Source organism: Microbacterium commune (assembly GCF_014836945.1).
Taxonomy (GTDB): domain Bacteria; phylum Actinomycetota; class Actinomycetes; order Actinomycetales; family Microbacteriaceae; genus Microbacterium; species Microbacterium commune.
Genome location: NZ_JACSPX010000002.1, coordinates 47745 through 69451 on the forward strand (window position 1 = coordinate 47745; position 21707 = coordinate 69451).

Genomic DNA, 21707 nt, shown 5'->3' on the forward strand with positions numbered 1-21707 from the left:
GACCCTCGTCATCGCAGGCGTCCAGCTGCTGGGGCGCGACAGCGCCGACATCGTGATCGAGAACGGCGTCATCGCCGAGATCGGCACCGGGCTCACCCGCTCGGGAGCGCGCGTCATCGACGCTGCGGGCCTGGTCGCGCTGCCCGGCCTCGTCGACCTGCACACCCACCTGCGCGAGCCCGGCTTCGAGACGTCCGAGACCGTCCTGACGGGCACGCGCGCCGCGGCGGCCGGCGGTTTCACCGCCGTGTTCGCCATGCCGAACACGCAGCCCGTCGCCGATACCGCCGGTGTCGTCGAGCAGGAGCTCGCGCTCGGCGAGGCAGCCGGATACGCGACGGTGCAGCCGATCGGCGCCGTCACCGTCGGGCAGAAGGGCGAGCGACTCGCCGAGCTCGGCGCCATGGCCGGGTCCCGCGCCAGGGTGCGCGTCTTCAGCGACGACGGCTCCTGCGTCTGGGATCCGCTGATCATGCGGCGCGCCCTGGAGTACGTGAAGTCGTTCGACGGCGTCATCGCACAGCACGCCCAGGACCCCCGTCTGACCGAGGGCGCGCAGATGAACGAGGGCGTCGTGTCGGCCGAGCTCGGGCTCACCGGCTGGCCGGCCGTCGCCGAGGAGTCGATCATCGCCCGCGACGTGCTGCTCGCGGAGCACGTCGGCTCCCGCCTGCACGTCTGCCACCTCTCCACAGCCGGATCGGTCGACATCATCCGCTGGGCCAAGAAGCGCGGCATCCAGGTCACCGCCGAGGTCACCCCCCACCACCTGCTGCTGACCGACGAACTCGTGCGCGACTACGACGCCCGGTACAAGGTCAACCCGCCGCTGCGCACCATCGAGGACGTGATGGCCGTGCGCGAGGGTCTGGCCGACGGCACGATCGACATCGTGGCGACCGACCACGCCCCGCACCCGGCCGAGAACAAGGCGTGCGAGTGGCAGGCCGCCGCGAACGGCATGGTCGGACTCGAGAGCGCGCTGCGCGTCGTGCATCAGTCGATGGTCGCCACCGGCCAGCTCGACTGGGCCGACGTCGCCCGGGTCATGAGCGCCGCCCCCGCCCGCATCGGACGCCTCGACGGCTTCGGCGCGCTCGAGGTCGGACGCCCCGCGCACGTCACCCTGTACGACCCGAGCGTGCCCGGGGTGTTCACCGAGTCCGATCTGCACGGGCGCAGTCACAACTCGCCCTACCTCGGACGCGAGCTGCCCGGCCGCGTGCAGTGGACCATCCACGGCGGTGTCGTGACGGTCGACGGGGGAGCCCTCGTCGAGGAGCTGAACGCGCGCAGCGAGTCGAAGTGCGATGTGCTGAGCGAGCGAAGCGAGTCGAAGTGACGCGCGAACTCGCCGCGCTGATCATCGCCCTCGTCGCCGCGCTGATCCTGCTCTCGATGTTCATCGGCTGGCGCCGGCGCCTGCGGCGGGACTCCGGTCTGACCGCCCCGCTCGGCGTGCCCGAGCATGCCGACGTGACCGGCAGACACGAGATCCTGTACGTCGCCACCACCGCGCACGATCAGCCTCTCGAGCGGCTCGCCGTGAGACCGCTGACCTACCGCGCTCGGGGCGAGCTCGTGCTCACCGACCGGGGCGTCGCGTTCAGCCTCGACGGTGCGCCGACCGTGTTCCTGTCGTCCGCGCGGCTGGTCGCCGCAGACCGGGCGACCGTCGCCATCGACCGCGTCGTGGAGCGCGACGGTCTCATCCGCCTCGTGTGGCGGGCGACCGATGACGTCCGCGTCGATTCCTTCATCCGACCCACCTCGAGTGGGCCCTCAGAGATCCTGCCGCAGCTCGAGCGCCTCTGCGCCGGCGCGGAGAACGGAGAGAACCCGTGACATCGCACACTGTCAATCCCGCCGAGCCGGCCGTGCTCGTGCTCGAGGACGGCACCCGCTTCGAAGGTCGTGCATACGGCGCCCGAGGCACGACGCTCGGCGAGGTGGTGTTCGCCACCGGCATGTCCGGCTACCAGGAGACGCTGACCGACCCGTCGTACGCCGGCCAGATCGTGCTGCAGACCGCGCCGCACATCGGCAACACCGGCATGAACCGCGAGGACCAGGAGTCGTCGCGCATCTGGGTCGCCGGCTACATCGTGCGCGACCCCGCACGCCGGGTGTCGAACTGGCGTTCGGAGGAGACGCTTGATGACGCCCTCGTGCGCGAGGGCATCGTCGGGATCAGCGGAATCGACACCCGCGCCCTCACGCGTCGCACCCGCGACACGGGATCCATGCGCGGCGGGATCTTCTCGGGCGACGCGGCGACCTCGGACGCCGAGGAGCAGCTGCGACAGGTCACGGCCGCGCCGGAGATGGCCGGACAGAACCTGTCGGCCACGGTCTCGGTCTCCGAGCCGGTCGTCATCACCGCCACCACCGAGCGCATCGGGAACGTCGCCGTGATCGACCTGGGGATCAAGCAGTCCACCGTCGACAACCTGGCCGCCCTCGGCTTCGACGTGCACGTGCTGCCGCAGTCCGCGAGCTTCGAGGACATCTCGTCGACCTCGCCCGACGCCGTGTTCTACTCGAACGGCCCCGGCGACCCCTCCGCCTCGGACGAGCAGGTCGCCGTGCTGCGGCAGGTGCTCGACGCGCGCATCCCGTACTTCGGCATCTGCTTCGGCAACCAGCTGTTCGGGCGGGCGCTGGGGCTCGACACCTACAAGCTGACCTTCGGTCACCGCGGCATCAACCAGCCGGTCATCGACAAGGCCACCGGCCGTGTCGAGATCACGGCGCACAACCACGGCTTCGCCGTCGCGGCACCGCTCGAGGGCGAGTTCGACAGCCCGCACGGCTACGGGAGGGTGGAGGTGAGCCACGTGGGGCTCAACGACCAGGTGGTCGAGGGTCTTCGGGCGCTCGACATCCCGGCCTTCTCGGTGCAGTACCACCCGGAGGCGGCGGCGGGTCCGCACGACGCCCACTACCTGTTCAGCAGATTCCGCGAACTCGTCATCGCGAACAAGAAGGGCGCCAACTGATGCCGAAGCGTGAAGACATCAACTCCGTCCTGGTCATCGGCTCGGGTCCGATCGTGATCGGTCAGGCCTGCGAGTTCGACTACTCGGGAACCCAGGCGTGCCGCGTGCTGCGCGAGGAGGGCGTGCGCGTCATCCTGGTCAACTCCAACCCGGCGACGATCATGACCGACCCGGACTTCGCCGATGCGACCTACATCGAGCCGATCACTCCCGAGGTCATCGAGACCATCATCGCCAAGGAGAAGCCGGATGCCATCCTGCCGACCCTCGGCGGCCAGACCGCGCTCAACGCGGCCATGGCGCTGCACGAGCGGGGCATCCTCGAGAAGTACGACGTGGAGCTGATCGGCGCCAAGGTCGACGCGATCCGTCGCGGTGAGGACCGCCAGGTGTTCAAGGAGCTCGTCATCGAGGCGGGCGCCGACGTGGCGAAGTCGGTCATCTGCCACACGATGGACGAGCTGATCGCAGGTGCCGCAGAGCTCGGCTATCCGCTCGTGGTGCGCCCGTCGTTCACGATGGGCGGCCTGGGCTCGGGCTTCGCCTACGACGAGACCGACCTCCGCCGCATCGGCGGCGCGGGACTGCACGACTCGCCGACCAACGAGGTGCTGCTCGAGGAGTCGATCCTCGGGTGGAAGGAGTACGAGCTCGAGCTCATGCGCGACACCGCCGACAACACGGTGGTCGTCTGCTCGATCGAGAACGTCGACCCGGTCGGTGTGCACACCGGCGACTCGATCACCGTCGCCCCCGCGCTCACCCTCACCGACCGCGAGTACCAGAAGATGCGCGACATCTCGATCGACATCATCCGCTCGGTCGGTGTCGACACCGGCGGCTGCAACATCCAGTTCGCCGTCGACCCGACCAACGGACGCATCATCGTCATCGAGATGAACCCGCGCGTCTCGCGCTCGTCGGCCCTGGCGTCGAAGGCGACCGGATTCCCGATCGCGAAGCTCGCCGCCAAGCTGGCGCTCGGCTACCGCCTCGACGAGATCCCGAACGACATCACCGGGGTCACGCCGGCGAGCTTCGAGCCGACCCTCGACTACGTCGTGGTGAAGGTTCCCCGGTTCGCCTTCGAGAAGTTCCCCGCCGCCGACGCCACCCTGACCACCACCATGAAGTCGGTCGGCGAGGCGATGGCCATCGGCCGCAACTACACGACCGCGCTGCAGAAGGCGCTGCGCTCGCTCGAGAAGCGCGGCTCCAGCTTCCACTGGGGGACCGAGAGCCGGACGGTCGACGAGCTGCTCGAGATCGCGAAGACCCCGACCGACGGACGCATCGTCGTCCTGCAGCAGGCGCTGCGCAAGGGCGCGACGATCGAGCAGGCCTTCGACGCGACGGCGATGGACCCGTGGTTCCTCGACCAGATCGTGCTGATCAACGAGGTCGCCGACACCGTCGCCGGTGCTGCGGAGCTCGACCGCGCCACCCTGCGCCTGGCCAAGGAGCACGGCTTCAGCGACGCCCAGATCGCGCAGCTGCGCGACCTCGACGAGGCCGAGGTGCGCGGCATCCGTCACCGACTCGACGTGCGCCCGGTCTTCAAGACCGTCGACACGTGCGCCGGCGAGTTCCCGGCGCTCACCCCGTACCACTACTCGAGCTACGATTTCGAGACCGAGGTCGCGCCGAGCGAGCGCACCAAGATCGTCATCATCGGCTCGGGTCCCAACCGCATCGGCCAGGGCGTCGAGTTCGACTACTCGTGCGTGCACGCGTCGTTCGCGCTGTCGGATGCCGGGTACGAGACGGTCATGGTCAACTGCAACCCGGAGACGGTCTCGACCGACTACGACACCTCCGACCGCCTCTACTTCGAGCCACTGACCCTGGAGGACGTGCTCGAGGTGCTCGACGCGGAAGCCGCCAGCGGCACCATCCTCGGCGTGGTCTGCCAGCTCGGCGGGCAGACGCCCCTGGGACTCGCGAAGGGCATCGAGGCGGCCGGCTACACCGTGCTCGGCACCAGCCCCGCCGCGATCGACCTGGCCGAGGAGCGCGAGCTGTTCGCCCGCCTGCTCGACGACGCCGGTCTCGTCGCGCCCCGCAACGGCACGGCGATCGACGTCGACGGCGCCGTCCGGATCGCCGAGGACATCGGCTACCCCGTGCTCGTGCGTCCGAGCTTCGTGCTGGGCGGGCGCGGCATGGAGATCGTCTACGACACCCCGTCGCTGCGCGACTACTTCGTGCGCACCGCGGGCGAGGTGATCATCGAAGAGGGCAAGCCGCTGCTCGTGGACCGCTTCCTCGACGACGCGATCGAGCTCGACGTCGACGCGCTGTACGACGGGACCGACCTGTACATCGGCGGCGTGATGGAGCACCTCGAGGAGGCCGGCATCCACTCCGGCGACTCGAGCTGCACCCTGCCGCCGGTGTCGCTGGGCCGCACCGACATCGACCGTGTGCGCACGGCGACCCTGGCCATCGCGCAGGGCGTGGGCGTGCGCGGCCTGCTGAACGTGCAGTTCGCGATCAGCGCCGGCGTGCTCTACGTGATCGAGGCCAATCCGCGTGCCAGCCGCACCGTGCCGTTCGTGTCGAAGGCGCTGGGCATCCCGATGGCGAAGGCCGCGAGCCGCATCATGGCCGGAGCGACCATCGCCGAGCTGATCGGCGAGGGCATGCTGCCCGCGCAGGACGGCTCACGGGTGCCGCTGGGCGCACCGGTCGCCGTGAAGGAGGCGGTGCTTCCGTTCAAGCGGTTCCGCACCCACGACGGCAAGGTCGTCGACTCGGTGCTCGGTCCCGAGATGCGCTCGACGGGTGAGGTCATGGGCATCGACCGCGACTTCCCGACCGCGTTCGCGAAGAGCCAGTCCGCCGCATACGGCGGGATGCCGACCTCGGGCACCGTGTTCATCTCGGTCGCCGACGCCGACAAGCGCGAGGTCATCCTCCCGGCGCACCGCCTGCAGCAGCTCGGATTCACGCTCGTCGCGACAGAGGGAACGGCGGAGATCCTCAGCCGCAACGGCATCGAGGCTCGGGTCGTGGCCAAGTACAGCGAGACGCAGGAGAACGGCGAGCGCAACATCGTCGATCTGATCAACGACGGGGAGATCGACATCGTCGTGAACACCCCGTCGGGCGGCGCCGCGCGTGCTGACGGGTACGAGATCCGCGCCGCGGCCGTCGCCGCCGACAAGGCGCTGTTCACCACGATGGCCGTGCTCGGTGCTGCGGTGACCGGCATGGACGCCACCCAGGAGGGCTTCCGGGTGCGCAGCCTGCAGGAGTACGCAGCCGACCGCGAGGCCGCTCTATGACCGAATCGTTCGGAGCGCGCCTGCGGGCGGCGATGGACCGCTTCGGTCCGCTGTGCGTCGGCATCGATCCGCACGCTGCCCTGCTCGACCAGTGGGGCCTGGCGCAGGACGCCGACGGACTGCGCTCGTTCGGACTCGCCGTGGTGGATGCCGCGGCGGGCCGAGCGGCCGTCGTCAAGCCCCAGGTCGCGTTCTTCGAGCGCTTCGGGTCGCGAGGCTACGCCGCTCTGGAGGACATCATGGCGGCCGCGCGGGATGCCGGGCTGATCGTGCTCGCCGACGCCAAGCGCGGCGACATCGGCTCGACGATGGCCGGCTACGCGGCGGCGTGGCTGGAGGCGGGCTCGCCGCTCGAGGCCGATGCGGTCACGATCAGCCCGTACCTCGGACCGGAGTCGCTGCGTGAGACGCTCACCACCGCCGTCAGGGCAGACAAGGGCGTATTCGTGCTCGCGGCGACGAGCAACCCCGAGGCGGCCGCGCTGCAGACCGCCCGCACGGTCGATGTGGCCGGTGGCGACGAGCAGACCGTCGCCGCGCGCGTCACCCGCGATGTCACCTGGGTCAACCGCTCTGCGGCCTTCGAGGGCGCGCTCGGCCCGGTCGGCGTCGTGATCGGCGCGACGGTGGACCGCGCGGAGGTCGGCATCGGCGACGAGATCCTCGCCGGCACGCCGATCCTGGCGCCCGGCTTCGGGGCGCAGGGCGCGACCGAGGCCGACCTCACCGCGCGATTCGGTCCGGTCGCGGCGAACGTGCTCGCGAGCGAGAGCCGCAGCATCCTGAGCATGGGTGCGGCGGGCATCGCCGAGACGATCAGCATCCGCAATCAGCGATATCAGGAGGTCCTTCGTGGCTGAACGACCCGCCGTCCCGGACGTCGACCGCGTCGCCGCCTCCCGGCGTGCGCTCGAGCGCCGCCGTGCGCGCGCCGCACTCAAACGCGACCTCAGCACGCGGGTCGTGGCACCGCAGAGCGTGCTGCGCCAGGCGAGCGAGGATGCCGACTCCGACGCCGCCACCATGCGGGTCACCGACTTCCTGATGGCTTTGCCCGCGATCGGCGCCGGCAAGCGCGACCGGGTGCTCGCCGAGCTGCACATCGCGCCCGTCAAGCGGCTGGGCGGACTCGGCGTCCGCCAGCGCGGCGCGCTGGGGGACTGGCTCGACGAGCGCTTCCCGCCGCACCACCCGCGCCCTGCCCGCAGCCGCCTGCTGGTGCTTGCCGGCCCCACCGCGGTCGGCAAGGGGACGGTCGCCGCCCGCATCCGCGAGACCCACCCCGAGATCCACCTCTCGGTGTCGGCCACCACGCGCGCGCCGCGCCCCGGCGAGGTCGACGGAGTGCACTACTACTTCGTCGACGACGCCGAGTTCGACCGTCTCATCGCCGACGAGCAGCTCCTCGAGTACGCGGTGGTGCACAACAAGCACCGTTACGGCACGCCGCGCGGGCCCGTGGACGCGGCGCTGGCCGAAGGCAGAACCGTGCTGCTCGAGATCGACCTGCAGGGCGCCAGGCAGGTGCGGGCGGCCGAGCCGTCGGCATCCCTCGTCTTCCTGCTGCCCCCGAGCTGGGACGAGCTCGTGCAGCGTCTCGTCGGCCGAGGCACCGAGGATGCCGAGGAACGCACCCGTCGGCTGCGCACCGCGCGGGTGGAATTGGCCGCGCAGAACGAGTTCGATTACCTCGTCGTGAACGCCGACGTCGCCACGGCGGCCGAAGAGGTCGTAGAATTGGCCACAGACTCTGCGCGTCGCTCGGCTCCCTGAGCCCTCAGGCTGCGCGCCGCATCGATTTCGCGACAGCTCGTCACCCCCGACGCCACCGTCGCCTGACCAGGAGGTCCACCATGGCCGGACACAACAACGGCATCATCGACCCGCCCATCGACAACCTTCTCGAGCGCGTCTCGTCGAAGTACGAGCTCGTGATCTACGCGTCGAAGCGCGCGCGTCAGATCAACGACTACTACTCCGACCTGCACGAGGGGAACCTCTTCGACAACGTCGGCCCGCTCGTCGACTCGTCGGTCGAGGACAAGCCCCTCACGATCGCCCTGCACGAGATCAACGAGGACAAGCTGCGCATCCGTCACGCTGAGTGATCGCCTTCGCACTGTGAGCCGCCGACGTCCTCCTCAGGATGTCGGCGGCTTCATGCACACTGGCGTCGAGCCGTCACCGGCTCCGCCCCACGACCCCGCTTTGGAGCCCCGATGAGCGCGCTGCGCCTGTTCACGTCCGAGTCCGTCACCGAAGGACACCCCGACAAGATCTGCGACCAGATCTCCGACAGCATCCTCGACGGACTCCTCACGGTCGACCGCGACTCGCGCGTGGCGGTCGAGACGCTCGTCACGACCGGCCTGGTGCACGTCGCCGGTGAGATCCGCACCGAGGGCTACGTCGACATCCCGACGATCGTGCGCGACGTCGTGAACGGCATCGGCTACACCTCGAGCGACACCGGTTTCGACGGCTCGTCGTGCGGTGTCAGCATTTCGGTGGGCGAGCAGTCGACCGACATCGCGAACGGCGTCGACCAGGCTCAGGAGCAGCGCGACGGGGGATCGACCGATCCCCGCGATCTGCTCGGCGCGGGCGACCAGGGCATCATGTTCGGCTTCGCGACCAACGAGACCCCGCAGCTCATGCCGATGGCCGCGTGGACCGCGCACCGCATCGCCGAGCGCCTCACCGAGGTCCGCCGCTCCGGCGAGCTCGACTTCCTGCGTCCAGACGGGAAGACGCAGGTCACGCTCGGCTACGACGGCTTCACCCCGAAGACCGTCGACGCCGTCGTGCTGTCGACGCAGCACCACCCCGACATCTCCCAGGACGAGCTGAAGCAGCTCGTGCGCGCCGTCGTCATCGACCCGGTCCTCGAGCAGACCGGCCTCGACCTGGCCGACGACCTGAAGTACTACATCAACCCCGCCGGTCCCTTCGTCACCGGCGGCCCGAAGGGCGACGCCGGTCTCACCGGCCGCAAGATCATCATCGACACGTACGGCGGCGCTGCCCGGCACGGCGGGGGCGCGTTCAGCGGCAAGGACCCGTCGAAGGTCGACCGCTCCGGCGCCTACGCGATGCGCTGGGTCGCCAAGAACGTCGTCGCAGCGGGTCTCGCCGACCGCGCCGAGGTGCAGGTCGCGTACGCCATCGGGGTCGCTCGTCCCGTCGGGCTCTACGTCGAGACCTTCGGCACCGGTCGTGTCTCGGACGAGACCATCACCGAGGCGATCTCGCAGGTGTTCGACCTGCGCCCGCAGGCCATCATCGAGGAGCTCGACCTGCTGCGCCCGATCTACGCGCAGACCGCCGCCTACGGGCACTTCGGACGCGAGCTGCCCGACTTCACCTGGGAGCGCACGGACCGCGCCGACGACCTGCGTCGCGCCGCCGGCCTCTGAGGTCGTCGTGTCAGAGGCTCGTCCCGCGCGGGCGGCGCCCAGCGCGGGGGAGGGGCGGCGCATCGCGCGGGTGCTGATCGACTCACCGCTGCCGCAGCTGGACCGGCTGTTCGACTACGCGCTGCCGGAGACGCTCGGCGAGGTCGTGCCGGGCGTGCGCATCAAGGCGCCTCTGCGCACCGCGGGTCGCGTCGTCGACGGGTTCATCGTCGAGATCGACGTCGAGCCCGATGCCACCCGCACGCTCTCCGAGATCGAGAGCGTCGTCTCGCCGACGGTGGTCATGCCCGACCGCCTGTACCGTCTCGCGCGACGCGCGGCGGAGCGCGCCGCGGGCTCGGCATCCGACGTCCTGCGACTCGCCATCCCGAAACGGCAGGTGCGGGTCGAGAAGGCGTGGACGCCGGTCGAGGAGACGATCGAGGTCGATCCGGATGCCGTGACCCGCGCGCACGAGGTCATCACGCGCTACGAGGGCCTGGCGGAGGTGCTCGCGCAGTCGGGCCGGGCGGCCGTCGAGGCGATCCCGGTGCAGAGCGGCTCGGAGCCGGGATGGGCGACGCTGCTGGCCTCCGCCGCCGCCCGGGAACTCGCGGACGGCAGATCGAGCATCCTGGTCGTGCCCGACTACCGCGACCAGGAGCTGCTGCTCGCGGCGCTCGAGAAGCTCGTGCCCGCAGCGGCGATCGCACGCCATGACGCGAGGCAGACGAACCCCGACCGCTACCGCGCATTCCTGCGGACGCTCGACGAGGCGCCCTGCGTCGTGGTCGGCAACCGCTCGGCGGTCTACTCACCGGCTCGCGCCGCGCTCGTCGCGATCTGGGACGACTCCGACCCGCTGCTCGCCGAACCGCTCGCGCCGTACGTGCATGCCCGCGACGCGGCCCTGCTCCGGCAGGAGCAGGAGGGCAGCGCGCTGCTGCTCGTCGCGCACACCCGCTCGACCGACGTGGAGCGTCTCGTGCAGCACTCCTGGCTGCGCGAGATCACCGCGTCGCGCCGCGTGATCCCGAACGTGCGGCTGAGCACCCCGCAGGAGCTCGAGCGCACGATCAGCCAGCGGGTGCCCTCGAGCGCCTTCGCCACCGCACGCGCCGCAGCCGCAGACGGCCCCGTGCTGGTGCAGGTCGCCCGCCCCGGGTTCGCCCCGACCCTCGTCTGCGCCTCCTGCCGGCATCCCGCCCGGTGCCGGGAGTGCGGCGGGCCGCTCGGCGCCCGACGCCGGGGCGCCGTTCCGGTGTGCGGGTGGTGCGGGCGCTCCGCGCACTCCTGGCGCTGCGTCGAGTGCTCGTCCGACCAGGTGCGGCTGGCATCATCGGGCACGGAGCGCACCGCCGACGAGCTGGGCCGCGCGTTCCCCGGCGTGCGGGTGATCGTCTCCGACGGTGCGCACGCGGTGCAGCACGTCGACGGTCGTCCGGCGCTGGTCGTCGCCACCCGCGGTGCCGAGCCGGTCGCCGACGGAGGCTACCGGGCAGTCATCCTGCTCGACGGCGCACGCATGCTGCAGGCACCCGAGCTGCGGATCGGCGAGTCGTGCCTGCGCTGGTGGGCGAACGCCGCCGCCCTCGCCGCCCCCGGAGCACCCGTGCACCTCGTCGGCGTAGACGGTCCCGTGGCCCGCGCTCTCGCCACCTGGTCGGCCGCCGCGTACGCCCGTTCCGAGCTGGAGGCGCGGATGCCGCTGCACATGCCCCCGACGGCCCGGTTCGCGCAGCTCGAGGGGATCCCGGCCTCGGTGCGCGGGGCGCTCGATGCGCTCGGCGGCATCGGCATCCCGGCGGACGCCGTGCTCGGACCCGTGCCGATCGACGAGGAGGGTCGCGTGCGCGCACTCGTGCGCTTCCCGTACGCCGCCGGCCAGGAGGTAGCCGACACGCTGCGCGCCAGCGTCGTCGCCGACGCCGCGCAGAGCCGGCGCGGCCGTGGGCGCCAGCGGATCCCCCTCTCGGTGCATCTCGATATCCTCGAACCCGACATCTGATCACCCGAACCAGCTCGACCGACCGGAGAACCTTCCATGCGCCTCGTGTTCGCAGGCACCCCCGCCGTCGCCGTACCGACCCTGCGCGCCCTCGCCGCACAGCACGAGATCGCGGCCGTCGTCACTCGCCCCGACGCCCCGCTGGGGCGCAGGCGCGTGCTGACCCCGTCGCCGGTCGCCGCGGCCGCCGAGCAGCTCGGACTGCGCGTCATCAAGACCGCGCGACTCGATGATGAGGCGACCGCCCAGATCGCCGCTCTCGACGCCGAGCTCGGCGTGATCGTCGCCTACGGCGGCATCGTGCGCGAACCGCTGCTGTCGACGCCGGAGAAGGGCTGGATCAACCTGCACTTCTCGCTGCTGCCGCGCTGGCGCGGCGCCGCACCGGTGCAGCGGGCGCTGATCGGCGGCGACGCCGAACTGGGCGTCGCCGTGTTCCAGCTCGTGCCCGCACTCGACGCCGGGGACGTCTTCGCCATGCGCTCCGTCGCCGTGCCGGACGACGCCACGGCTGACGTCGCTCTCGACCTGCTCGCGGAGGACGGGGCCTCGCTCACCGCCGACGTCGTCGCCGGGATCGCCGCCGGGACGGCCCAGGCGCACCCGCAGGAGGGAGAGCCGACCCTCGCCCCGAAGCTCACCCTCGACGACGGCGCGATCGACTGGAGCGCACCACTCGACGAGGTGTACGCGCGCTACCGGGGCGTCACCCCCGAACCCGGCGCACACACGACACTCGCCGGGGCCAGGCTGAAGATCCTCGGTGCGGCGCCGGCGCCGGTAGACGCACCGCACCTCGACCCCGGCCTGCTGCACGGCACCAAGACCGCCGTGTTCGTCGGCACGGGCACGACCCCGCTCGCGGTCACCCGCGTGCAGCCGGCGGGCAAGGGAGCGATGGATGCCGCGGACTGGTGGCGCGGGATGCGCGATGCCGGACCAGTGAGGCTCGGATCGTGACCGCGCCGAAGATCCAGGCCGCCCGCTGGGTCGCCTACGACGTGCTCCGCGCCGTATCGGACGACGACGCGTATGCCAACCTGCTGCTGCCGAAGCTGATCGTCGAAGCGAACCTGAATCCGCAGGATGCCGGGCTCGCCACCGAGCTCGCATACGGCACCCTGCGTCGCCGCGGCACGTACGACGCGATCATCGCGGAGGCGGCCGGCCGGCCCGTCGAGCAGATCGACCCCGCGGTGCTCGACGCCCTGCGCCTCGGCACCCACCAGCTGCTCTCCACGCGCGTCGCCGCCCACGCGGCGGTGAACGAATCCGTGTCGCTGGTCGCCGCCGAGGCCGGGCGAGGGGCGTCCGGGTTCGCGAACGCCGTGCTGCGCCGGATCGGGCGGGACGACGCCGAGACCTGGCAGCAGCGGATCGAAGCCGGCGCACGCTCGGACGACGAGCGTCTCGCGCTGCGCACCGCACATCCCGTGTGGGTGATCCGCGCCCTCCGCCGCGCCCTCGCCGCCGAGGGCCGAGCGGACGAGCTGGACGCTCTGCTGGCGTCCGACAACGATGCGCCCGAGGTCACCCTCGCCGCGCTCCCCGGTCTCGCCGAGGCGGGCACCCCACCGCGCCCGTACGCGGCCACCGCGTTCGGGTCGCCGGGCGGCGCCCCGCGCCGGGTGATCTCCGACTCCGGCGGCACCGTCCGCGTGCAGGACGAGGGCTCGCAGCTCGTCGCGCTGGCGTTGGCCGCAGCGGCGCCGGTGCGCGCGGGGGAGCGGTGGCTGGATCTCTGTGCGGGGCCGGGCGGGAAGACGGCCATGCTGGCCGCGCTCGCGCTCGAATCGGGGGCTGAGCTCGAGGCGAACGAGGTCGTTCCCGCTCGCGCCGGGCTCGTGCGGCATGCCGTGCGTCCCCTGCCGATCGACGTGCCCGTGCACGAGCAGGACGGCCGCGTGTTCGCGGCACAGCATCCGGCGTCCTTCGACCGGATCCTCGTCGATGCGCCCTGCACCGGTCTCGGTGCGCTGCGCCGGCGCCCGGAGGCCCGCTGGCGCAAGTCGCCGGAGGACGTCGCCGAGCTCGTGGAGCTGCAGATGCAGCTGCTCGACGCCGCCATCGACGCGGTGAAGCCCGGCGGGATCGTCGGCTACGCGACCTGCTCGCCGCATCTGGCGGAGACGACGGGCATCGTCGCCGAGATCCTGCGCCGTCGCGACGACATCGTCGAGCTCGACGCGCGTGAGGTGATGACCGGCATCTCCCGGACGCCCATCGATCTGGCCCCGCGCGGCGACGGCCCCGGCGCCGGCAGCGCGCAGCTGTGGCCGCACCGGCACGGCACCGACGCCATGTTCCTCGCGCTGCTGCAGCGCACCGATCCGGAAAGGACCACCTCGTGACCCTCCCCGCCGCACCGCGCATCAATCCGAGCATCCTCGCCGCGGATTTCGCGAACATGCAGACCGAGCTCGCCCGCATCGCGACCGCCGACTTCGCGCATGTGGACGTGATGGACAACCATTTCGTCCCCAACCTCACCTTCGGCCCGCAGATGGTGGAGCGGATCCAGGCGACCAGCCCCATCCCGCTCGACGTGCACCTGATGATCGACGACCCCGACCGGTGGGCACCGGGCTATGCCGACCTGGGAGCCGCGAGCGTGACCTTCCACCTCGAGGCCGCCGCCGACCCGGTGGCCCTCGCGCGGCGCCTGCGTGCGATCGGGTCACGTGCGGGCATCGCGATCAAGCCGGGAACGGCGGGGGAGTCGCTGTACGACATCCTCGACGAGTTCGACCAGATCCTCGTGATGACGGTCGAGCCCGGGTTCGGCGGCCAGGGCTTCATGCCGGAGACGATGCCGAAGCTGCGCGCTCTGCACGACGAGGCGCGCAGGCGCGGATCCGACGTCTGGCTGCAGGTCGACGGCGGCATCTCGGACGACACGATCGCCCAGGCCGCGGCCGCGGGCGCTGACACGTTCGTTGCGGGATCGGCGGTCTACGGCGCCCGCGACATCGAGGCCGCGGTCATCGGTCTTCGCGAGCGCGCGCGAGCGGCTAGCCTGGAATCGTGAAGACATTCGACGAACTGTTCGCCGAGCTCAGCGCCACCGCGCTCGAGCGACCCGAGGGATCGGGTACCGTCGCACAGCTGGATCGCGGAGTGCATGCGATCGGCAAGAAGATCGTCGAGGAGGCGGCCGAGGTGTGGATGGCCGCCGAGTACGAGTCGAACGACGAGGCCGCCGAGGAGATCTCCCAGCTGCTGTACCACCTGCAGGTGATGATGCTGGCCAAGGGCCTGAGCCTGGAGGACGTCTACCGACATCTGTGAGCGAGGCTCAGACCACCGTTCACCAGAGACGAAAGACATCCATGCTGCGCATCGCCGTTCCGAACAAGGGCTCGCTCTCCGAGACAGCCGCCGAGATGCTGGCGGAGGCCGGATACACCGGTCGCCGTGACCCCAAGACCCTGCACGTCATCGACGCCGACAGCGGCGTCGAGTTCTTCTACCTCCGCCCGCGCGACATCGCGACCTACGTGGCGTCCGGCGCGCTCGACGTCGGCATCACCGGTCGCGATCTGCTGCGCGACGTCCGGCAGGACGACGCGAGGGAGATCGAGCAGCTGGGCTTCGCCCGCTCGACCTTCCGGTTCGCCGCCCCTCCCGGCAGATACGCGACCATCGAGGACCTCGAGGGCGTCCGCGTCGCCTCCGCCTACCCCGGCCTGGTCGACGACTTCCTGCGCGAGAACGGCGTGACGGCGCAGCTCGTCCCTCTCGACGGCGCGGTCGAATCCGCCGTGCAGCTGGGCGTGGCCGACGTGATCGCGGACGTCGTCGAGACCGGCACGACGCTGCGTCAGGCCGGCCTCGAGATCTTCGGGCCGATCATCATCCAGTCCGAGGCGGTGCTGATCAGCCGCCCGGGCGACGCTCCGGGAACCGACCGACTGCTGCGCCGCCTGCGTGGGGTGATGGTCGCCCGGCAGTACGTGCTGCTCGACTACGACCTGCCCGCCCACCTCGTCGATCAGGCCGTCGAGATCGCGGGGGGCCGCGAGTCGCCGACCATCTCGCCGCTGCGCGACCCCGCGTGGGTGGCCGTGCGGGTGATGGTGCCCCGCAAGGGCGTGAACCAGGTGATGGACGACCTGTACGCGCTGGGCGCGCGGGCGATCCTCGTCACCGCGATCGACGCGGCGAGGCTCTGATGACGCTCGCGGCCCGGGTCATCCCCTGCCTCGACGTCGCGGCGGGGCGCGTGGTGAAGGGCGTGAACTTCCAGAACCTGCGCGACATGGGCGACCCGGTGGAGCTCGCCGCCCACTACGCGGCGCAGGGCGCGGATGAGATCACCTTCCTCGACGTCACCGCCACGGTCGATGCCAGAGCGACGACGTACGACGTCGTGCAGCGCACGGCCGAGAACGTGTTCGTGCCGCTGACCGTCGGCGGCGGCGTGCGCAGCGTCGACGATGTCGCTCGTCTGCTTTCCGTCGGAGCGGACAAGGTCGGGGTCAACTCCGCCGCGATCGCCCGCCCGGCGCTGATCGACGCGATCGCCGACCGCTTCGGCGCACAGGTGCTCGTGCTCTCACTCGACGTGAAGCGCGCCGCGACGACGCCCTCCGGCTTCGTCGTCACCACGCACGGCGGACGCACCGAGACGACCCTCGACGCCCTCGACTGGGCCCGAGAGGCGATCGAGCGCGGAGCGGGCGAGCTGCTGGTCAACTCGATCGACGCCGACGGCACCAAGGACGGCTTCGACCTCGAGCTGGTGCGCCTGATGCGCGAGGTGTCGGCCGTTCCCGTGATCGCGTCCGGGGGAGCGGGAGATGTGGGCGACTTCGCCCCCGCGATCGCCGCCGGGGCGGATGCCGTGCTCGCCGCGAGCGTGTTCCACAGCGGGCAGCTCACGATCGGTGAGGTCAAGGACGCGCTGCGGGAGGCCGGAGTGGTGGTGCGATGACGTCGCCCGATCTCACACGGATCGCCTGGAACGATGCCGGGCTCGCCCCGGTGATCGTGCAGCAGCACGACACCCGCGACGTCCTCATGCTGGCGTGGATGGACGCCGAAGCGCTGCAGCGCACGCTGACCGGCGGCCGCGCGGTGTACTGGTCGCGATCGCGTCAGGAGTACTGGCGCAAGGGCGACACCTCGGGCAACACCCAGCGGGTGGTGAGCGTCGCGCTCGACTGCGATGCGGACACCATCCTGCTGCGGGTCGACCAGCAGGGTCCCGCCTGCCACACGGGCACGAGCACCTGCTTCGACGGGCGCGAACTCGGTTTCGCCCCGGTGCAGGAGGAGGTCTGATGGTGCGTCGTGCGCGCATGCTGGCGGTGCTGTCGTTCCTGCTCGCGGGAGCGATCGGCATCATCTCGTCCACCCAGACCTGGCTCGTCGTCGAGAGATCGGATGCTGCGGAGCCGCTGCTCATCGTCGGAGCCGATGCGCTCACCCTCCTCGCACCGCTGTCGCTCGCTGTGCTGGCGCTCGGGGCGGCCCTCTCCATCGCCGGCATCGCGCTGCGGTACGTCTTCGCGGTGCTCGCGGCGGGCGCGGCGATCATCCTGATCATGGGCACGACGACGCTGCTGTTCGGCCCGCCCCGCAGTGTGGCTGCCAAGGCGGTGGCGGAGGCGACCGGACTCAGCGGCGACGCCGCTCTCTACGACATCGTCGACGCGATCCTGCCGACAGGCTGGCCTGCGATCGCCCTGGCGGCTTGGGTGCTCCTCCTGCTGGCATCCGCCTTCGTGTGCGCCACCGCGCCCGGCTGGAAGTCGGGTGGGCGCCGCTACCGGTCGGCGTCCGAAGCCGAACACCGCGAAACAGGACCGCAGGACGCCGTCGATTCGTGGGACGAGCTGTCGCACGGCACCGACCCGACGGACTCCGCCCGGTAGACTGTCAGCATCGCCTAGCCACCCGGAGGAGAACATGACCAACCCGATCGCCGACCCCGGCCACGGACACTCGCCTGCTGCCTGGACCGCCGTCGTGATCATGCTCGTCGGCTTCACCGCCGGTACGGTCTTCTTCTGCCTGAACCAGCCCATCGCGGTGTGGGTCTGCGCCGCCGTCATCGTGATCGGCGCGATCGTCGGCTGGGCGATGGCGAAGGCCGGCTGGGGTGTGAAGGGCCCGAAGTACGCACCGAAGGCGCACTGATGGTCCTCGCCGACCTGACGGCCGGCGCCGTGGAGGATGCCGAGCGTCGCGCAGTCTCCCGCCCGCTCGCCGATGTCGAGCGTGCGGCCGCAGCGCGAACCCCGGCCCGCGATGTGCTCGCCGCGCTCGCCCCGGCGGACCGGGTGAAGATCATCGCCGAGGTCAAGCGTGCCAGCCCGTCTCGCGGGGCCCTCGCCGAGATCCCCGACCCCGCGCTGCAGGCCTCGCTCTACGAGCAGGGTGGCGCGTCGGCGATCAGCGTGCTGACCGAGGAGCGTCGCTTCGGCGGCAGCCTCGCTGATCTCGAGGCGGTCACCGCGCGCGTATCCGTGCCGGTTCTGCGCAAGGACTTCGTCGCCACGCCCTACCAGGTCTTCGAGGCGCGCGCCGCCGGCGCGGATCTCGTGCTGCTCATCGTCGCCGGGCTGTCACGCACGGTGCTCACCGAGCTGCACGGTCTCATCACCGATCTCGGCATGACGCCCCTCGTCGAGACGCACTCCGCCGAGGAGCTCGAGGTCGCGATCGATCTGGGCGCACACCTCATCGGAGTCAACGCCCGCAACCTGCACACCCTCGAGCTGGACCGCGACCTGTTCGCCCGGCTCTCCGACCGTATCCCCGACTCTGCGATCCGCATCGCCGAGTCCGCCGTCCTGCAGCCCGCCGACGTCACGCGGTACCGGGATGCCGGCGCCGACGTGGTGCTCATCGGCGAGGCGCTGGTCACCGGCGACCCGGTCGCCACCCTCAACGCATTCCTCGCCGCCGGAGACACACCGGTGCGCGGCAGAACGGAGACCAAGTGCGGTGCACTGAGCGAGCGGAGCGAGACGAAGTGAGTCTGCGCGATCAGCACGGGCCGTTCTTCGGCGAGTTCGGCGGGCGGTACATGCCCGAATCGCTCGTCGCCGCGATCGACGAGCTCGCCGCCGCCTACGAGGACGCGATAGCCGACCCGGCCTTCCGCGCGGAGCTCGCGACGCTGCTGCACTCCTACGCGGGACGTCCGTCGCCCATCACGGAGGTGCCGCGATTCGCCGAGCACGCCGGCGGAGCGCGCGTGTTCCTCAAGCGGGAGGACCTCAACCACACCGGCTCGCACAAGATCAACAACGTGCTCGGACAGGCGCTGCTCACCAGGCGGCTCGGCAAGACCCGGGTGATCGCCGAGACGGGCGCGGGTCAGCACGGCGTGGCGACCGCGACGGCGGCCGCGCTGTTCGGCCTCGACTGCACGATCTACATGGGCGAGGTCGACACCGAGCGTCAGGCGCTCAACGTCGCGCGCATGCGCCTGCTCGGCGCCGAGGTGGTGGCTGTGACCACGGGCTCGCGAACGCTGAAGGATGCCATCAACGACGCCTACCGCGACTGGGTGGCGAGCGTGGAGACGACCAACTACATCTTCGGCACGGCGGCGGGACCGCACCCGTTCCCCGCCATGGTGCGCGACTTCCAGAAGATCATCGGCGAAGAGGCTCGTGAGCAGCTGCTCGCCGAGGCCGGTCGACTCCCCGACGCCGTCGTCGCCTGCGTGGGCGGCGGCTCGAACGCCATCGGCATGTTCGACGCCTTCCTCGACGATCAGGACGTGAAGCTCTATGGCGTCGAGGCGGCCGGCGACGGTGTCGACACGCCCCGCCACGCGGCATCGATCGGTCGCGGGCGGCCCGGCGTACTGCACGGCGCGAAGACCTTCGTGCTCCAGGACGAAGACGGCCAGACCGTGGAATCGCACTCGATCTCCGCAGGTCTGGACTACCCGGGGGTCGGTCCCGAGCACTCGTGGCTGAGCGCGATCGGTCGCGCCGAGTACATCCCCGCGACCGACGACGAGGCCATGCAGGCTCTGCGTCTGCTCAGCAGGACGGAGGGCATCATCCCCGCGATCGAGTCCGCCCACGCGCTGGCGGGCGCCCTGCGCATCGGCCGCGAGCTCGGCTCCGACGGACTCATCGCGATCTGCCTGTCGGGCCGTGGCGACAAGGACATGGACACGGCTGCGCGGTACTTCGAGCTGTACGACGCCTCGGCGCGCGACGCTGAGGAGAACGCAGAGTGAGTCGCGTCGAGGATGCCATCCGCAAAGCGCACGAGGCCGGACGAGGCGCGTTCATCGGCTACCTGCCGGTGGGCTATCCGGACCTGGACACGAGCATCCAGGCCGCCCTCACCCTCGCGCGCAACGGCGTGGACATCATCGAGCTCGGCCCGCCTTACTCCGACCCGGTGATGGACGGCGCGGTGATCCAGGAGGCGACGCAGCATGCGCTCGCCAACGGGTTCCGGATGCGCGATCTCTTCACCGCGGTCAAGGCGATCACCGACCAGACCGACGTTCCCGTGGTCGTGATGACCTACTGGAATCCCGTGATGCAGTACGGCGTCGAACGCTACGCTGACGACCTGCTCGCCGCGGGTGGGGCGGGCCTGATCACGCCCGACATCACCCCGGAGTCGGCAGGGGAGTGGATCGACGCCAGCGTGCGCACCGGCCTCGACCGGATCTTCCTCGCGGCACCGACCTCGAGCGACGAGCGACTCGACCTGGTGCTCTCCTCGTCCACCGGCTTCGTGTACACGGTGTCGACCATGGGGATCACGGGCGAGCGTGCCGAGCTCGACCGCGCCGCGCGTACTCTCGTCGAGCGCATGCGGGCCCGCGGTGACGTGCACGCGTGCGTGGGCATCGGCATCTCGAACGCCGATCAGATCGCCGGCGTCGTCGAATACGCCGACGGCGCCATCGTCGGCACGGCCCTCGTCAAGGCGCTCCGCGACGGCGGACTCGACGCCCTCGCCGAAACCACCAGAACCCTCGCCGGCGGTACGCCGACGACGCGATACTAGGATCTCTCTCATGCCCCTCGCGCCTTTCAGCAGCTTCTCCGTCGTGCCCGCGAGCATCCCGAGCCCGCCGGAGAGCAGCTTCCAGATCGGCCCGCTGACGATCCACTACTACGCGCTGTGCATCATCGCGGGCATCATCGCCGCTGTGCTGCTGACCAACCACCGCCTCACGAAGCGGGGCGCCGAGAAGTGGGTCGTGATCGACATCGCGATCGTCGCCGTTCCCCTCGGCATCATCGGTGCGCGGATCTTCCACGTGCTCACCCACCCGAACTTCTACTTCGGTCCCGGCAGGAACCCGTGGAACCCGTTCGAGTACGGCTCGGTGTGGGCGATCTGGGAGGGCGGCATCGCGATCTTCGGCGCGCTTCTGGGCGGCGCCGTCGGCGCGTGGATCGGATGCCGCTGGACCGGCATCCGATTCTGGACGTTCGCCGACGCTCTGGCGCCCGGCATCCTGCTCGCGCAGGCGATGGGCCGTTTCGGCAACTGGTTCAACCACGAGCTCTTCGGTCTGCCGACCGACGTCCCCTGGGGGCTCGAGATCGAGTCGACCAACTCGGCGTTCCCCGCGGGACTCGCCGAGGGCACGCTGTTCCACCCCACCTTCCTCTACGAGGTGCTCTGGAACGGTCTGGGCGTGCTGGTGCTGCTGTGGCTCGGTCGCACGGTGTTCTTCCAGTGGGGGCGCCTGTTCGCGGTCTACCTCATCTGGTACAGCGCCGGGCGCATCGTGTGGGAGTCGATCCGCATCGATCCGAGCGAGGTGCTGTTCGGTCTTCGCAGCAACGTCTGGGCTGCGATCCTCGGCGTGCTCGTCGGCATCGTGATCCTCATCGTGCAGACCCGTCGCCACCCGGGTGTCGAGCCGTCGCCCTACGTGCGCGGTCGGGAACCCGAGATCGCCGATGTAGACTCACAGGACAATTCCTCCGACTTCGTCGACGTGAGCGAGCCTCCCGTCCCGGCCGAAGCCAACTAGGAGCCATCGCCACAAGCACTGCTCCCGTCACGTGAGGGTCCG

General features: G+C 70.8%; 22 protein-coding genes. All 22 read left to right on the forward strand.

What is annotated here, in order from left to right; genetic code table 11:
* Nucleotides 1-10: 10 nt before the first annotated feature.
* The 22 genes from H9633_RS09560 (at nucleotide 11) to lgt (ending at nucleotide 21665) form a co-directional block, all read left to right on the forward strand.
* A complete protein-coding gene (locus H9633_RS09560; RefSeq protein ID WP_404802967.1) occupies nucleotides 11-1342 on the forward strand; it encodes a dihydroorotase in 1332 nt (443 codons plus the stop codon).
* A complete protein-coding gene (locus H9633_RS09565) occupies nucleotides 1339-1845 on the forward strand; it encodes a PH-like domain-containing protein (RefSeq protein WP_071643669.1) in 507 nt (168 codons plus the stop codon). The genes H9633_RS09560 and H9633_RS09565 overlap by 4 nt, the downstream gene beginning before the upstream one ends.
* Nucleotides 1842-2999 carry a glutamine-hydrolyzing carbamoyl-phosphate synthase small subunit gene (gene carA, locus H9633_RS09570; protein WP_191713011.1) on the forward strand — a complete coding sequence of 386 codons (1158 nt, stop codon included), beginning with the start codon at nucleotides 1842-1844 and terminating at the stop codon, nucleotides 2997-2999. The genes H9633_RS09565 and carA overlap by 4 nt, the downstream gene beginning before the upstream one ends.
* Entirely contained in the window at nucleotides 2999-6286 is a 3288-nt protein-coding gene (gene carB / locus H9633_RS09575) for a carbamoyl-phosphate synthase large subunit (RefSeq protein WP_191713012.1), read from the forward strand. Before carA ends, carB begins: the two co-directional genes overlap by 1 nt.
* Nucleotides 6283-7146: an orotidine-5'-phosphate decarboxylase gene (gene pyrF, locus H9633_RS09580; protein WP_071643666.1), complete on the forward strand. Its 864-nt coding sequence runs from the start codon at nucleotides 6283-6285 to the stop codon at nucleotides 7144-7146. The genes carB and pyrF overlap by 4 nt, the downstream gene beginning before the upstream one ends.
* Nucleotides 7139-8059 carry a guanylate kinase gene (gene gmk / locus H9633_RS09585; RefSeq protein ID WP_191713013.1) on the forward strand — a complete coding sequence of 307 codons (921 nt, stop codon included), beginning with the start codon at nucleotides 7139-7141 and terminating at the stop codon, nucleotides 8057-8059. The genes pyrF and gmk overlap by 8 nt, the downstream gene beginning before the upstream one ends.
* A gap of 80 nt (nucleotides 8060-8139) precedes the next feature.
* Nucleotides 8140-8394, forward strand: coding sequence for a DNA-directed RNA polymerase subunit omega (rpoZ, locus tag H9633_RS09590; RefSeq protein ID WP_071644481.1), 255 nt, complete (start codon nucleotides 8140-8142; stop codon nucleotides 8392-8394).
* Between the two features lie 111 nt (nucleotides 8395-8505).
* On the forward strand, nucleotides 8506-9702 hold the full coding sequence (gene metK / locus H9633_RS09595) for a methionine adenosyltransferase (protein WP_071644480.1): 1197 nt from the start codon (nucleotides 8506-8508) through the stop codon (nucleotides 9700-9702).
* A 7-nt stretch (nucleotides 9703-9709) separates the two neighbouring features.
* On the forward strand, nucleotides 9710-11689 hold the full coding sequence (locus H9633_RS09600) for a primosomal protein N' family DNA-binding protein (protein ID WP_191713014.1): 1980 nt from the start codon (nucleotides 9710-9712) through the stop codon (nucleotides 11687-11689).
* A 36-nt stretch (nucleotides 11690-11725) separates the two neighbouring features.
* A complete protein-coding gene (gene fmt / locus H9633_RS09605; protein WP_191713015.1) occupies nucleotides 11726-12649 on the forward strand; it encodes a methionyl-tRNA formyltransferase in 924 nt (307 codons plus the stop codon).
* Nucleotides 12646-14040: an RsmB/NOP family class I SAM-dependent RNA methyltransferase gene (locus tag H9633_RS09610; RefSeq protein ID WP_318247251.1), complete on the forward strand. Its 1395-nt coding sequence runs from the start codon at nucleotides 12646-12648 to the stop codon at nucleotides 14038-14040. The genes fmt and H9633_RS09610 overlap by 4 nt, the downstream gene beginning before the upstream one ends.
* The gene (gene rpe / locus H9633_RS09615) at nucleotides 14037-14717 is read left to right on the forward strand and encodes a ribulose-phosphate 3-epimerase (RefSeq protein ID WP_071644478.1); all 681 of its coding nucleotides are present in this window, start codon (nucleotides 14037-14039) and stop codon (nucleotides 14715-14717) included. The genes H9633_RS09610 and rpe overlap by 4 nt, the downstream gene beginning before the upstream one ends.
* Complete coding sequence (locus H9633_RS09620) at nucleotides 14714-14977, forward strand: phosphoribosyl-ATP diphosphatase (protein ID WP_071644477.1); 264 nt, start codon at nucleotides 14714-14716, stop codon at nucleotides 14975-14977. Before rpe ends, H9633_RS09620 begins: the two co-directional genes overlap by 4 nt.
* A gap of 41 nt (nucleotides 14978-15018) precedes the next feature.
* Nucleotides 15019-15861 carry an ATP phosphoribosyltransferase gene (gene hisG / locus H9633_RS09625; RefSeq protein WP_071644476.1) on the forward strand — a complete coding sequence of 281 codons (843 nt, stop codon included), beginning with the start codon at nucleotides 15019-15021 and terminating at the stop codon, nucleotides 15859-15861.
* The gene (gene hisF / locus H9633_RS09630; RefSeq protein WP_191713016.1) at nucleotides 15861-16622 is read left to right on the forward strand and encodes an imidazole glycerol phosphate synthase subunit HisF; all 762 of its coding nucleotides are present in this window, start codon (nucleotides 15861-15863) and stop codon (nucleotides 16620-16622) included. The genes hisG and hisF overlap by 1 nt, the downstream gene beginning before the upstream one ends.
* The gene (gene hisI / locus H9633_RS09635) at nucleotides 16619-16972 is read left to right on the forward strand and encodes a phosphoribosyl-AMP cyclohydrolase (RefSeq protein ID WP_191713017.1); all 354 of its coding nucleotides are present in this window, start codon (nucleotides 16619-16621) and stop codon (nucleotides 16970-16972) included. The genes hisF and hisI overlap by 4 nt, the downstream gene beginning before the upstream one ends.
* Nucleotides 16972-17565 carry a Trp biosynthesis-associated membrane protein gene (locus H9633_RS09640; protein ID WP_191713018.1) on the forward strand — a complete coding sequence of 198 codons (594 nt, stop codon included), beginning with the start codon at nucleotides 16972-16974 and terminating at the stop codon, nucleotides 17563-17565. The genes hisI and H9633_RS09640 overlap by 1 nt, the downstream gene beginning before the upstream one ends.
* A 34-nt stretch (nucleotides 17566-17599) precedes the next feature.
* Nucleotides 17600-17830, forward strand: coding sequence for an HGxxPAAW family protein (locus tag H9633_RS09645; protein WP_071644472.1), 231 nt, complete (start codon nucleotides 17600-17602; stop codon nucleotides 17828-17830).
* Nucleotides 17830-18672: an indole-3-glycerol phosphate synthase TrpC gene (gene trpC, locus H9633_RS09650; protein WP_191713019.1), complete on the forward strand. Its 843-nt coding sequence runs from the start codon at nucleotides 17830-17832 to the stop codon at nucleotides 18670-18672. The genes H9633_RS09645 and trpC overlap by 1 nt, the downstream gene beginning before the upstream one ends.
* The gene (trpB, locus tag H9633_RS09655) at nucleotides 18669-19895 is read left to right on the forward strand and encodes a tryptophan synthase subunit beta (protein WP_191713020.1); all 1227 of its coding nucleotides are present in this window, start codon (nucleotides 18669-18671) and stop codon (nucleotides 19893-19895) included. Before trpC ends, trpB begins: the two co-directional genes overlap by 4 nt.
* Nucleotides 19892-20683 carry a tryptophan synthase subunit alpha gene (gene trpA / locus H9633_RS09660; protein ID WP_191713021.1) on the forward strand — a complete coding sequence of 264 codons (792 nt, stop codon included), beginning with the start codon at nucleotides 19892-19894 and terminating at the stop codon, nucleotides 20681-20683. The genes trpB and trpA overlap by 4 nt, the downstream gene beginning before the upstream one ends.
* A 10-nt stretch (nucleotides 20684-20693) precedes the next feature.
* Nucleotides 20694-21665 (forward strand): prolipoprotein diacylglyceryl transferase, encoded by a 972-nt coding sequence (lgt, locus tag H9633_RS09665; RefSeq protein WP_071644469.1) that lies wholly within the window; start codon nucleotides 20694-20696, stop codon nucleotides 21663-21665.
* The last annotated feature ends 42 nt before the right edge of the window (nucleotides 21666-21707 follow it).

Coding starts and splice junctions, on each gene's coding strand:
- carB (WP_191713012.1), top strand. CDS start 2,999: ATGCCGAAGCGTGAAGACATCAACTCCGTCCTGGTCATCGGCTCGGGT.
- pyrF (WP_071643666.1), top strand. CDS start 6,283: ATGACCGAATCGTTCGGAGCGCGCCTGCGGGCGGCGATGGACCGCTTC.
- rpoZ (WP_071644481.1), top strand. CDS start 8,140: ATGGCCGGACACAACAACGGCATCATCGACCCGCCCATCGACAACCTT.
- metK (WP_071644480.1), top strand. CDS start 8,506: ATGAGCGCGCTGCGCCTGTTCACGTCCGAGTCCGTCACCGAAGGACAC.
- fmt (WP_191713015.1), top strand. CDS start 11,726: ATGCGCCTCGTGTTCGCAGGCACCCCCGCCGTCGCCGTACCGACCCTG.
- hisG (WP_071644476.1), top strand. CDS start 15,019: ATGCTGCGCATCGCCGTTCCGAACAAGGGCTCGCTCTCCGAGACAGCC.
- hisF (WP_191713016.1), top strand. CDS start 15,861: ATGACGCTCGCGGCCCGGGTCATCCCCTGCCTCGACGTCGCGGCGGGG.
- hisI (WP_191713017.1), top strand. CDS start 16,619: ATGACGTCGCCCGATCTCACACGGATCGCCTGGAACGATGCCGGGCTC.
- H9633_RS09640 (WP_191713018.1), top strand. CDS start 16,972: ATGGTGCGTCGTGCGCGCATGCTGGCGGTGCTGTCGTTCCTGCTCGCG.
- H9633_RS09645 (WP_071644472.1), top strand. CDS start 17,600: ATGACCAACCCGATCGCCGACCCCGGCCACGGACACTCGCCTGCTGCC.
- trpC (WP_191713019.1), top strand. CDS start 17,830: ATGGTCCTCGCCGACCTGACGGCCGGCGCCGTGGAGGATGCCGAGCGT.
- lgt (WP_071644469.1), top strand. CDS start 20,694: ATGCCCCTCGCGCCTTTCAGCAGCTTCTCCGTCGTGCCCGCGAGCATC.